12 protein-coding genes, 1 tRNA gene and 1 rRNA gene are annotated in these 12720 nt (G+C 26.4%); 9 read left to right on the forward strand and 5 right to left on the reverse strand.

Going from position 1 to position 12720, the window contains the following annotated elements:
- Nucleotides 1-31 precede the first annotated feature (31 nt).
- Together fmt and def are read right to left on the reverse strand one after the other, a co-directional pair.
- Nucleotides 32-1006, reverse strand: a complete 975-nt coding sequence (gene fmt, locus Bsayi582_RS01125) for a methionyl-tRNA formyltransferase (RefSeq protein WP_500815974.1) — start codon at nt 1004-1006, stop codon at nt 32-34.
- Nucleotides 1007-1026: 20 nt separating this feature from the next.
- Nucleotides 1027-1533: a peptide deformylase gene (gene def, locus Bsayi582_RS01130; protein ID WP_500815975.1), complete on the reverse strand. Its 507-nt coding sequence runs from the start codon at nt 1531-1533 to the stop codon at nt 1027-1029.
- A 434-nt stretch (nt 1534-1967) separates the two neighbouring features.
- On the opposite strand from def, the gene tsaC reads away from it, so the two are divergent.
- From tsaC to rrf, 3 genes are all read left to right on the forward strand, one after another.
- On the forward strand, nt 1968-2510 hold the full coding sequence (gene tsaC / locus Bsayi582_RS01135) for an L-threonylcarbamoyladenylate synthase type 1 TsaC (RefSeq protein ID WP_500815976.1): 543 nt from the start codon (nt 1968-1970) through the stop codon (nt 2508-2510).
- Nucleotides 2511-2534: 24 nt separating this feature from the next.
- Nucleotides 2535-3407, forward strand: coding sequence for a shikimate dehydrogenase (gene aroE / locus Bsayi582_RS01140; RefSeq protein WP_500815977.1), 873 nt, complete (start codon nt 2535-2537; stop codon nt 3405-3407).
- 182 nt (nt 3408-3589) lie between these two features.
- A 5S ribosomal RNA gene (gene rrf / locus Bsayi582_RS01145) occupies nt 3590-3705 on the forward strand.
- Between the two features lie 337 nt (nt 3706-4042).
- On the opposite strand, the gene gloB is transcribed toward rrf, so the two are convergent.
- Both gloB and rnhA read right to left on the reverse strand, forming a co-directional pair.
- Nucleotides 4043-4798: a hydroxyacylglutathione hydrolase gene (gloB, locus tag Bsayi582_RS01150; RefSeq protein WP_500816083.1), complete on the reverse strand. Its 756-nt coding sequence runs from the start codon at nt 4796-4798 to the stop codon at nt 4043-4045.
- A 348-nt stretch (nt 4799-5146) separates the two neighbouring features.
- Nucleotides 5147-5602 (reverse strand): ribonuclease HI, encoded by a 456-nt coding sequence (gene rnhA, locus Bsayi582_RS01155; protein ID WP_500815978.1) that lies wholly within the window; start codon nt 5600-5602, stop codon nt 5147-5149.
- 60 nt (nt 5603-5662) lie between these two features.
- Between rnhA and dnaQ the strand changes: the two genes are divergently transcribed.
- The 3 genes from dnaQ (at nt 5663) to Bsayi582_RS01170 (ending at nt 7510) form a co-directional block, all read left to right on the forward strand.
- Nucleotides 5663-6412, forward strand: a complete 750-nt coding sequence (dnaQ, locus tag Bsayi582_RS01160; RefSeq protein ID WP_500815979.1) for a DNA polymerase III subunit epsilon — start codon at nt 5663-5665, stop codon at nt 6410-6412.
- Between the two features lie 229 nt (nt 6413-6641).
- Nucleotides 6642-7229 (forward strand): D-sedoheptulose 7-phosphate isomerase, encoded by a 588-nt coding sequence (gene lpcA, locus Bsayi582_RS01165; RefSeq protein WP_500815980.1) that lies wholly within the window; start codon nt 6642-6644, stop codon nt 7227-7229.
- A 209-nt stretch (nt 7230-7438) separates the two neighbouring features.
- Nucleotides 7439-7510, forward strand: a tRNA-Thr gene (locus Bsayi582_RS01170).
- Between the two features lie 110 nt (nt 7511-7620).
- Here Bsayi582_RS01170 and Bsayi582_RS01175 read toward each other — a convergent pair.
- Nucleotides 7621-8223 carry a peroxiredoxin C gene (locus tag Bsayi582_RS01175; RefSeq protein WP_500815981.1) on the reverse strand — a complete coding sequence of 201 codons (603 nt, stop codon included), beginning with the start codon at nt 8221-8223 and terminating at the stop codon, nt 7621-7623.
- A 1048-nt stretch (nt 8224-9271) separates the two neighbouring features.
- On the opposite strand from Bsayi582_RS01175, the gene tgt reads away from it, so the two are divergent.
- The 3 genes from tgt (at nt 9272) to secD (ending at nt 12708) form a co-directional block, all read left to right on the forward strand.
- On the forward strand, nt 9272-10384 hold the full coding sequence (tgt, locus tag Bsayi582_RS01180; RefSeq protein ID WP_500815982.1) for a tRNA guanosine(34) transglycosylase Tgt: 1113 nt from the start codon (nt 9272-9274) through the stop codon (nt 10382-10384).
- Nucleotides 10385-10455: 71 nt separating this feature from the next.
- Nucleotides 10456-10809: a preprotein translocase subunit YajC gene (gene yajC / locus Bsayi582_RS01185; protein ID WP_500815983.1), complete on the forward strand. Its 354-nt coding sequence runs from the start codon at nt 10456-10458 to the stop codon at nt 10807-10809.
- A gap of 36 nt (nt 10810-10845) precedes the next feature.
- Entirely contained in the window at nt 10846-12708 is a 1863-nt protein-coding gene (gene secD, locus Bsayi582_RS01190; protein WP_500815984.1) for a protein translocase subunit SecD, read from the forward strand.
- The last annotated feature ends 12 nt before the right edge of the window (nt 12709-12720 follow it).

Here is a 12720-nt window from a genome sequence, read left to right on the forward strand (position 1 = left end):
TGAAATAATTAAAATATTTTTTAATTTGGTGTTAACTTAATATAGAGTTGGGTATAAACCAATTTCGATATGCGTTAAGAATGTCTCGTGCGGGTGTTTTTTTCTTTCCCGAAATCTGTAACATAGTAAGTATTAGTATTCCAGAACCAGTAATAACATGAATACCATATTTATTGGTTGTTAATATAGTTCCAGGTGTTATTGATGCACATGAATGTTCAGTTATATTATGTTTTGGATTACTTATTTCAGCGTCCCACACTTTAATACGACAATCTTTTACTTGAAAATAACTAATTGGCCATGGATTAAAAGCACGAATGCATCGTTCTAATTGAACTGCTGATAATTTCCAATTAATACGCGCTTCTTGTTTATTTAATTTATGTGCATATGTGTAATAAGTTGCGTTCTGAGGTGTAAATGTACATGTACCTGTCATAAGTTGTTCAATTACTTTTAATAATGATGTAGATCCAATATTTGCTAATCTGTTTGAAAGAGTATAACTAGTATCTTTAGGTAAAATTTTACAGGACATAGTACATAGAATATTACCGGTATCTATACCTGAATCCATTTGTATGATTGTTATTCCAGTAACGCAATCACCATGTTCTAATGAACGTTGAATTGGAGCCGGACCGCGCCAACGAGGTAATAATGAACCATGTACATTAATACACCCCAATCTTGGTATATTTAATATTTTTTGTGATAAAATTAACCCGTAAGATACAACTATTATTAGATCTACATTCATTTTTTTAATAATACATTCAATATCAGACATAGATAGACTGTTAGATCGAAATAATAATATATCATGTTTTTTTGCTATATCATGTAATGGTACAGGCGATGTATGTTCAAATGATTGTTGATTTTCTTGAGTAAATATTGCTATTATTTTATGTGCAGATAAATTAATTAATGCATGTAAATGTGATGCTGCAAAATTTGTAGTTCCAAAAAAAACAATGCGTAACGACTTCGTATTTATCATAATATATTTTAAATAGAAAATTATTTTTTAGGTATTTTAGATAATTTTTTTATTTTTTTATTGATCCTGTTGATTTTTAATGGAGACAAATAATCAATAAAAAGCTTACCAGATAGATGATCTACTTCATGTTGGATGCAAATTGCTAACAAATCATTTGCTTTTATTTCAAAATTTTTTCCGTGTTGATCTAACGATTGAACTGTTATTTCTTTTGCTCGGGGAATAGTTTCGTGTATTTGAGGAATAGATAAACAACTTTCAATGATTTTAATGATTCCTGTTTTTTTGGTAATAAAAGGGTTAATAAAAACTAAGGGTTGTTTATTTTTTGTATAAAGATCAATGACAATGATTTGTTGATGAATATTAACTTGTGTTGCAGCTAAACCAATTCCTTTTTTAAAATACATAGTGTCAAACATGTCATTGATAATCTGATTAGTATCACTAGATATTGTGACAACAGGATTAGCAATTTTTCTGAGTCGTTCATCTGGATAGTGTAATATTTCCAATATTGACATAAAGTATAAAGACTATTAAATTAAAACTTAACTTAAAATTGAATTATATATAATTTTATATTAATATTATATTAGTAAATTCGTTTATTTTTTTTAGATTCTATTTTTTATAAAATATTTTTTAATTTTTAAAATGTGTTATATTTTTGAATGTAAATGGATATACAAATCCATTGTAAACATTATAAAATAAAAAATTTTTAATACAAGATATTCAATTGTATTTGATGAGAAATATGTATATTTTTATTTACTCAAAGTTAAAATGCCTTATAATTTTATATATGAAAGTAAGTAATTAATTTTATTTGACGATTTTCAATTTTTGTGTAATTAAAGCATTGATTTTTTTAGATAAAGAAATATTACGTGATATTATTATCTATAATGTAATGAATAAATTATAATTATAATATATTATGTATGTATTAAGTATGAAAGATTTACTCATGCAATTATATGAAGGTAAGGTGATTGTTTATCCGACAGAATCAATGTTTGGATTAGGATGTGATCCTGATAATAAAAATGCAATTAATACTTTATTAAAGATAAAAAATAGATCATGGAAAAAAGGTTTAATTTTAATTGCTGCTAATTATGCGCAGTTACTTAAATACATTGACGATAGTCATTTAAATAAACAGCAACAATTACAGGTTTTTTCTACTTGGCCTGGTCCAGTAACATGGGTATTTCCTGCTAGAGCCAATAGCCCATATTGGTTAACGGGTCAATTTTATTCTTTGGCAGTACGAATCATTGATTTTGAACCAATTCGACGTCTTTGTTTGGCATTTGGAAAGCCCTTGGTGTCTACTAGTGCAAATTTATCTGGATATCCTCCTGCACGTACTATTATAGAAGTGCATAAGCAATTTGGCTATAGTATAGCTGTGATGCACGAAGATATACTTGGAAGAACTGAACCTTCGGAAATTAGAGATGTTATGACTGGAGAATTAATTCGTGGGTGATTTCTGTTATTTAAGAGGTGATAAATGAGTTCTTTTGCTGTTTTTGGAAATCCAATTAAGCACAGTAAATCAGCAGAAATTTATGCATTATTTGCAAAAGAAATTGGGATACCTAAGGAGTATGATTTAAAATTAATATCACGAGGTGATTTTGATCATTTATTATGTGATTTTTTTAAATTTGGCGGATTAGGAGCGAATATTACTTCTCCGTTTAAAGAACATGCATATTGCATATGTGATAAATTAACCGAACGAGCTAAAACTGCTCGTTCGGTTAATACAATAAAAAAACAAAAAAACGGAGTTTTATTGGGAGATAATACTGATGGTATAGGATTCATTAATGATTTAAAACGTCTTAATTGGATAGATACAGATAATAGTGTTGTTACTACAATAGATGAATCTGTAGTAACAAATATTTTATTAATTGGAGCTGGAGGTGCTGCAAAAGGAATTATTCCTGAGTTATTAACTGTCATAAAAAAATGTTATATAAATATAGTGAATAGAACATTTTCTCGTGCCCAAACGTTAACGTCTTTTTATCATAAGATAGGACATAAAAATATATCATGTATACCTTTGTGTGAATTAATTTATGATACTAATAAATATGATCTAATCATTAATGCTACAACTAGCAGTACATATAATAGTGTTCCTGAAATACCTTCATCTTTTATTACTTCTACAACTAAATGTTATGATTTGTTTTATCAACAGCAGGATACCTCGTTTATAACGTGGTGTAAAAAATATGGATCAAATTATTGTTCAGATGGATTGGGTATGTTAGTAGGACAAGCAGCTTATGCATTTTTTTTATGGCATAATGTATTTCCTTCTATTGATCCTGTATTGAATCATTTAAGATATGCATCTTATATATAACCGTATATTAATCGTGATAAAAATGATAATCACAATTGATTATAATTTAATAAATTTTTATTTAATTTAAATAAATTAGAATGTATCAATAAACAGTAATATAAATTATTTACTTTATAAAAATAAGATATTTAAAAATATTTAATTGATTATTTATTATTTATTTGTGATACTGAAATTGACTTGGCGGCGTTAGCGCGATAGTACCACCTGATACCATTCCGAACTCAGAAGTGAAATGTCGTAGTACCGATGGTAGTGTGGGGTTTCCCCATGCGAGAGTAGGGGGCTGCCAAGTGTTTTGTGAATAAATTTTAGTTAAAAATTAATTAAAAAAAAATCAAATTTACAACATAGTTGAATAAGCAATGTAATAAATAAAATCTCTAAATAGAGATTGAATTTAGTTATTTTAGGTGTGTTTAACAGTAAATTACAAAAATAATAAATATTTGTATAAGCGTAAAACAATGATTTTTACATAAAATATATAGTGTAATTAAATTTTTAACATTATTTATTTCGTTAAGTATTTATAAAATATAAAAAGATGATTTTTTATTTAAAAAATCCATCATATATAATAATATAACATTAAAATTATTATTTAATTTAGTTGATAATATTGATTGTACTTAAAATAGATCTTTTCTCTTACGCAATTCTAAAAAAATTTGCCATTCTTCTTTAAAAGTGCTTGATAAATTTAATGATTTTTTTATATCTAAGTTACTACAACGAAAAAAAGGATTAACTTTTAGTTCCCAATTTAGTGTGGTAGGAACGGTAGGTTGTCCTTTTTTATGTAGCTTAATAAGCTTATTACGATAATTTAAAATGAATTGATTTTGAGGTAATATAGAAATTAAAAAATTAACATTAGACAAAGTGTATTCATGTCCACTAAAAATCAAAGTGTTATGAGGGAGATACTTAATTTTTAAAAAGGATTCATACATATTTCGTTCAAGCCCCATACAAACTTTGCCACAACCTGAAGAAAATACAGTATCTCCACAAAATAACCAAGGCGCACTATAGAAACCAATATGACCTAATGTATGACCAGGTAAAGATAGTACTCTAAATTTTTTTTGTAATAATGTAAAACAATCGCCTTCTGATACTAATATATGGGCGCCACAGTCTTTAGTTTCTACAGGTCCATATATAGTTACTTTTGGAAAATGTTGAAATAATACATCTACCCCTTTAACATGATCAGCATGATTATGAGTTAACAAAATTGCTTGCAGAGTAAATTGAAATTTCTTCAAAATATCTAATATTTTTTTTGTTTCTCCAGGATCAATTACTATACATTCTTTCTTATAATTGTATATGATCCAAATATAATTAGTACTTAGAGCTGGAATTCTAATAATATTTATCATTTCGATATATTGTTAAATAATTTGAATGAAAATATTTAAAAAAAATTAGTAATATACAATACATGAACTATTATGTTTTTGATATTTGCGATTAAATTGTTAAACTTAAATATAATTATAATTTAATGTTAAAAATTTTATAATAATATAATTTTTTTTTAAAATATAAAAACAATATATGCAAATAGATCTATAAAATTTTCAATAAAAAAATAAAAATTATATATGATCGTATTCCAATACAATTTTGATTATTCTATTATATATAGAATAATATAATAATAATATTTTTATATGTTATTTATGCATATGATGTAATTATTTTGAAAAATTGTGTTTTTGTTATTAACAAATATCTTCTAAATAAGGATATTTAGCGGCTAGTCGAGCTAATTTATCACATCGTTCATTGTTCAAGTGACCAGTATGGCTTTTTAACCAGTTCCAATGTGTAATGTTGTGAGATTGTATTGCCGTATCTAATCGTTTCCATAAATCAATATTTTTCACTAATTTATCTTCAGCGGTTTTCCAATGATTTTTTTTCCATACATGAATCCATTGGGTAATACCATGTAATAAATATTGACTATCAGTATTCAAAGTAATTTGACATGGATTTTTAAGTGATTCTAATGCGATAATAGCTGCCATTAATTCCATGCGATTATTAGTAGTTAAGCGATATCCCATACTAAATTCTTTCTTATGTTGTTTATATTGTAAAATAGCGGCACAACCACCTGGTCCCGGGTTGCCAAGGCATGATCCATCAGTAAAAATTTCTATTTTTTTATACATACTGTAAAATATATTTGTAATGTTAATTAATCTAATTTAGTGTGACACAAATGAGGAATTATGAGCACTGATATTGTACGACAAATTGTTTTAGATACTGAAACTACTGGTATGAATAAATTTGGAATTCATTATGAAGGACATAGAGTAATCGAAATAGGCGCGGTAGAGATAATAAATCGTCGTTTAACTGATAAAAAATTTCATGTTTATCTCAAACCAGATCGTATGATTGATATTGAAGCTTTCCAAGTACATGGAATTAGCGATCAATTTTTAGAAAACCAACCAACTTTTTCAGAAATAGTAAATGAATTTATAATGTTTATTCGCGATAGTGAGTTAATTATTCATAATGCTTCATTCGATTTAGGTTTTCTTAATCAAGAATTACGTATATTTGACAAAAATTCAAAAAATATAGAATTTTATTGTACTATAACAGATAGTTTGAAATTAGCTCGTAAAAAGTTTCCGGGGCAACGTAATAATTTAGATGCATTATGTGAACGTTATTTTATTAATACATCTAAACAACGTAATTTACATAGTGCATTAGTTGATGCGCAGCTTTTAGCTCATGTATTTTTATCTATGAGCGGGGGGCAAACAGAAATAAAGTTTAGTGATATAACAGATCTGAATGTATCAGATAATAGAGTGTACAATATAATACGATCAAATAATATAAAAAATATTAAAATAAAATCATTAAAAGTTATCATTGCTAATAAACAGGAAAAATTAGCTCATTCGAAATATTTAGATTGTATGCAACGAATATATAAACATTGTATATGGCGAGAATGAAAGGACTAATAATAAATTAGTTAACTTTATTAAATAAATCAAATTAACAATAATTTGATAATCATGTAGGTTATGTTATTTTTATTGATAAATTGAGGTATTAGTAAATATATTATCAACAATAATTATGAAATTCATGTTTGTAGTTATTTTTTTTAAGAATAAAACATCATTATAATAGTGTTATTGTTTAATTATTTATATGTGTATTATTATATGGAGAATAATTATGTATTATAAAGTGATTTGCGATGAATTCAATGAAACTATAAAAATGTTGAAAACATTTATTCATAATAAATATAATATTAATGCGATAGAATTATCCGCAAAACTTATTGCTGATACTTTTAAAACAGGCGGAAAAGTATTGTCTTGTGGCAATGGCGGATCACATTGTAATGCTATGCATTTTGCAGAGGAATTAACTGGGCGTTATAGAAATAATCGTGTAGGCTATTCAGCAATAGCTATTTCTGATCCATCATATTTATCATGTGTTAGTAATGATTTTGGATATAAGTATGTTTTTTCGCGTTATGTTGAATCTGTTGGAAACGAAAAAGATATATTATTTGCTATTTCTACTTCTGGACAATCAACCAATATTTTATATGCAATAGAAGCAGCACATAAACGAAATATGAAGGTAATTTTTTTGACTGGAGAAAAAAAAGAAACTAAATTATGTAGTTCTACAGATATAGAAATTTGTGCTCCATATTCAAGTTATCCTGATCATATTCAAGAAATACATATTAAAATTATCCATTTACTTATTTTTATTATAGAGAAGGAGATGCAAATTACATCTTAAAATAGTAGGTATATGATATATGGGTAATACACCAAATAACTTTTTATATTTATATTGTATAATCAATAAACGCATGATACTTGATTTTTTACAAATGTTAGCTACAATTGTAAATCGTAACTAACATTTGTAGTAATTTATGTGTTGTTGTTTCGGTTTTAAATGCATAAAGTATACATAATCATAGCGTGTATAATGAAAAGGTCAATGCCGATATAGCTCATAGGTAGAGCAGCGCATTCGTAATGCGAAGGATATAGGTTCAATTCCTATTATCGGCACAAGAAAAAAGCTATTTTTGGTTGAAATATTTTAAAAGACTCCCTCAATTAATTCACAATTAATATAATACAACTAAATACTTCTTTAAAATTATAGAATATGATGCATGTTATAATTTAGAAAAATTATTAGCTAGATAATTAATTACTCCTGTTTGTGATGCCTCTAGTCCTTGTTTGTTTTTATCCCATTGAGCAGGACATAATAAACCATGATTTTCGTGAAATTCTAACGCATCTATCATACGAATTATTTCATCAAAATTTCTGCCAAACGGTAAATCATTAACCACTTGATGTCTTATTATTCCTGATTCATCTATTAAAAACGAAGCGCGTAAAGCAATTCCTTTGTCTGGATGCTCAATACCGTATTTTTTAACAATTTCATGTTTAATATCAGAAACCATAGCGTATCTCACTGCTCCAATTCCACCTTGATTAATAGGAGTTTGTCTCCAAGCATTGTGTACGAAGACAGAATCTATAGAAATTCCAATCACTTCTACATTTCGTTTCTGAAACTCAACGTAACGTTTATCACAAGCAATTAATTCTGACGGACAAACAAAAGTAAAATCCATAGGCCAAAAAAAAACTATTGCTCTTTTTTTATTAATATATTTTAATAAATTAAAATTATCTATAATCTCCCCGTTGCCTAATACAGCGGAAGAAGTAAAATCTGGAGCACAACGACTAACTAATACCATATCGATTTTTAACCCCTCTGTTAATAATAATAGATTTAATGTACTATTATAATAAATTATAAATATACGAATGATTTACTATGAGTAACTTATATTTATTTTACTGTTTAAATTATGTAGATGCAAACGATACTATGAATTTTTTTGATAAAATGATTTGTTTATTTGAGTAAGTATAACTATAAAATTTAAATTATTTTGTAAGTTGATAATTTTTTAGTGATTATCTATTTAATAAAAATAAATTACTAATTTATAGAATGAATAGTTTATTGCAATAAACTTATTAAATATATAGTTTTACATAATAAAATTATTTCAATATTGTAATCAAAATAAATATTTTTTTAAATTTTTATAAATATTTGTATATTTTACTTAAATTATTTAAATATTTGGTAGTTTTATATTTGTGTTTGAATATAAATTTTTATTAATTACTATACATAAAAATGATATCTATAATTATATATATATAATTATAATTATACACTTTAATGTTAATTAATAAATAATATTTCTGTGATGCATTATTTAAGTATATTACTTATATTTAAATAAAAACAAAGTTTGACAATTTTTGTTGGTATTTATTTTAACTAATTGTTATTTATAATCAAATTAATATTAATAAAAATATACGCACTATTATAAGGGAGAGATAGATACCTATCTATAATAATAAAAAATTATATTAAAATCTAAAAATGTGAAGTTATTATAATTATTGTTGTACTAGTTTTAGAAAGATTATTAAATATTGCATCTATATATGCCAAAATGATATAATTTGTCGAATTGTCTTTTAGGATATAAATAATCTAGCTTTATTGTGTTTAAGTAATTATGATTTTATCTTTTTGATAAAAATTGTTGTTAGTTTTATTTGTTAAAATTAATATGTATTTGTTAATAAAATTTTACTAATATCATCACACGTTCGTTGAACGTCATGAAATTACATTATATATGATATCTCTTTTTTATAAAAAGATGAGCTATATAACATTATATTTATTTTTTTATTTGATTAGGATAAGTAAATATCATGACATTTCAATTATTACAGACAGATGGTGATGCTCGTCTCGGTAGATTTGTTTTTAATAAAGGAATAGTAGATACTCCTGCTTTTATGCCAGTTGGAACCTATGGATCTATAAAAACATTAACTCCAGAAGAAATCAGAGAAAGTGGTACTCAAATTATTTTAAGTAATACTTTTCATTTATGGTTGCGACCTGGTTTAGATGTCATAAGATTACATGATGGATTGCATAAATTTATGAGTTGGATGGGTCCTATAATTACAGATTCTGGAGGGTTTCAGGTATTTAGTTTAAGTAAAATGCGTACAGTTACAAAAAAAGGAGTTTATTTTAAAAATCCTATTGATGGTCGTATTGTGTTTTTAACTCCAGAAAAATCTATAGAAATCCAACATAATTTAAAATCTGATATAGTTATGATATTTGATGAGTGTGTGTCTTATCCCAATACTTGGGATTATATAAAAAAATCAGTAGATGTGTCTTTACATTGGGCAAGACGCAGTCGTTTGCATTTCGATACATTACGTAATTCAAATATGTTATTTGCTATTATTCAAGGGGGTATGTATGAAAATCTAAGAGATATATCAATAAAGGAATTAATGAGTATTGGTTTCGATGGATATGCGATAGGAGGTTTGTCAGTAGGAGAACCAAAAAAAGAAATGTATAGAATTTTATCTCATACATGCAGAATGATTCCCGTAAACAAACCGCGTTATTTGATGGGCGCTGGTAAACCGGAAGATTTAGTGGAAGCTGTAAGACAGGGTATTGACATGTTTGATTGTGTTATACCAACGCGTAATGCTCGGAATGGATACTTATTTGTTTCTGACGGATCTATTAAAATCCGTAATACACGATACAAAACGGATACTTCTCCGGTAGATAGTTGTTGTGATTGTTATACTTGTCGATATTATAGTCGTTCATATTTACATCATTTAGACCGTTGTAGAGAAATTCTTGGAATACGTTTAAATACTATTCATAATTTAAGATATTATCAGCGTTTAATGGAAGAATTACGTCAAGCCATAAAAACGAAATCATTGAAAAATTTTATTGATGTTTTTTATCGACGTTTTAATCATATTATAAATTAAATTATAAATTCGATGTGTTTATTTATAACCAAATTGGATGATCTTATCATTTTATACAATGGGAAACATAAATGAATATGCTTACTAATACTGCTTGGGCAAATGTTAATTCTGATTCGCAAGGAAACCCATACTCTTTAATAATTATGTTAACAGTATTTGCTGGAATTTTTTATTTTATGATTTTTAGACCGCAACAAAAACGTAACAGGATCCATAAAGAGTTATTAAATTCTATTTCTAAAGGGGATGAAGTACTAACTACTGGAGGTTTAGTAGGTCGTGTTATTAAAATTACAGAAACAGGCTATCTCTTCATTACGCTCAGTGCACGAAATGACATGAGTAATGGTGGTAGTACAGTACTAATTAAACGTGATTGTATTACTGCGATTTTACCTAAAGGTACGATGAAAGCACTATAGTTATTTATATATTTGTAAATTTTGAGATGATATCTTGTGTTGAATTATTATTCCTTATGGAAAAATATTGTTATTATATTAATATTTGTAACTAGTATAGTTTATGCTCTTCCAAATTTATATGGAAAAAAACCCGTGATATACGTCACTCAACGTATTTCAGAAATAAACGATCAAAAGATTGATAATACTTTGTTATGTCAAATTCAAGAGATATTAACAAATAAAAAAGTAACTTATAAATCTATTTTATTACAAGGAGACAAAATTTTAATACAGTTTCTATATGAACAAGATCAACTTCAAGCTTATCGAGAATTATCCACTATTTTTTTTGAGAAATATCGAGTATTTTTTTGTACTATTCCAATTATGCCATATTGGTTATCTATAATAAAAGCTAGGCCGATAAAATTAGGATTAGATTTATGCGGTGGGATATATTTTATCATACATATAAACACAGAAACGATGTTAGATAAATTTCAAAATCAATACATTGATACTTTAAAAACTATTTTGTATGAAAAAAAAATCTCTTACACAAAAATGTGTAATGTTGAAAATCATGGTATTGAAATTGATTTCAAAAATTCTGATGATAGAAATCAAGCTATGATATCTCTATCTGCAATAGATCGTGATTTAATTTTATATAAAATTGGAATTGATAAATTGAATATCGTTTTTTCTGAAAGAAAAAAATATTCAATTTGTGAATATGCAATACAACAAAATTTGACTATCTTACAACACCGTATATATCAACAATTAAGTATCAATGAGCCATTGATACAGCGCCATGGTATTGATCGTATTATTATAGAATTGCCGGGTATTCAAGATATTACAAAGGTTAAAAAAATACTCAGTACAACCGCAAGTCTTGAGTTTCGTTTAGTTAATTCAGCGATAGGTGAATTTGAAATAAGTCATAATTTAATTCCAGAAGATTCTGAAGTAAAAATTAATGATAAAGGTTACTTAATACCATTATATAAACGAGTAGTCTTATCTGGAGATTATATTACTAACGCTAATGTTAGTGTAGATGAATATAATCGACCTCAAGTAAATGTTGCTTTAAATAAAACGGGTAGCACTATAATTTCGAATTTTACTAAAAATAATATTGGAAAAGTGATGGCTACTTTATTTGTAGAATATAAAGATAGTGGAAAAAAAAATTCTGAAGGTCATGTTATTTTAACTAAACATGAGAAAGTTATAAATATTGCTACTATTCAATCTCAATTGAGTAATAATTTTCGTATTGTTGGAATTAGTGATTTGAATGAAGCGCGCCATCTTGCATTGTTATTACGTATGGGAACGTTAGCTACACCTATTTATATAGAAGAAGAACGAATTATTGGACCTATGCTTGGTAAGAAAAACATTACACAAGGGTTAAGTGCATGTATTTTAGGAATGTTAACTTCTATATGTTTTATGATTTTATGGTACCATTATTTTGGATTAATAGCGAGCATCGCCCTTGTTGCTAATTTAATACTTATAATTAGTATAATGTCTATACTTCCAGGAATAATATTAACTATGCCAAGTATAGCAGGAATAATATTGACTTTGTCCGTAGCCATAGATGCAAATGTACTAATTAACGAGCGAATTAAAGAAGAAATAAAACAAGGAAGACCAATCCAATACGCGATATATACAGGATATAATAAGGCATTGATTAGTATTGTAGATGCGAATGTTACAACCATTATTACTTCTATTATATTATATCTAATTGGAACAGGATCAATTAAAGGATTTGCTATTACTACGATCATTGGAGTCGGAACGTCAATGTTTACATCTATTATTGGTACTCGTGCTATTGTTAATTTAATTTATGGAAAAAGACGTATTAATAAATTGTCTATTTAATTTCTTAGTTTT

The sequence above is a fragment of the Candidatus Blochmannia sayi (nom. nud.) genome (assembly GCF_059935855.1).

Coding starts and splice junctions, on each gene's coding strand:
- def (WP_500815975.1), bottom strand. CDS start 1,533: ATGTCAATATTGGAAATATTACACTATCCAGATGAACGACTCAGAAAA.
- dnaQ (WP_500815979.1), top strand. CDS start 5,663: ATGAGCACTGATATTGTACGACAAATTGTTTTAGATACTGAAACTACT.
- yajC (WP_500815983.1), top strand. CDS start 10,456: ATGAATATGCTTACTAATACTGCTTGGGCAAATGTTAATTCTGATTCG.
- rnhA (WP_500815978.1), bottom strand. CDS start 5,602: ATGTATAAAAAAATAGAAATTTTTACTGATGGATCATGCCTTGGCAAC.
- aroE (WP_500815977.1), top strand. CDS start 2,535: ATGAGTTCTTTTGCTGTTTTTGGAAATCCAATTAAGCACAGTAAATCA.
- fmt (WP_500815974.1), bottom strand. CDS start 1,006: ATGATAAATACGAAGTCGTTACGCATTGTTTTTTTTGGAACTACAAAT.
- tsaC (WP_500815976.1), top strand. CDS start 1,968: ATGAAAGATTTACTCATGCAATTATATGAAGGTAAGGTGATTGTTTAT.
- Bsayi582_RS01175 (WP_500815981.1), bottom strand. CDS start 8,223: ATGGTATTAGTTAGTCGTTGTGCTCCAGATTTTACTTCTTCCGCTGTA.
- lpcA (WP_500815980.1), top strand. CDS start 6,642: ATGTATTATAAAGTGATTTGCGATGAATTCAATGAAACTATAAAAATG.
- tgt (WP_500815982.1), top strand. CDS start 9,272: ATGACATTTCAATTATTACAGACAGATGGTGATGCTCGTCTCGGTAGA.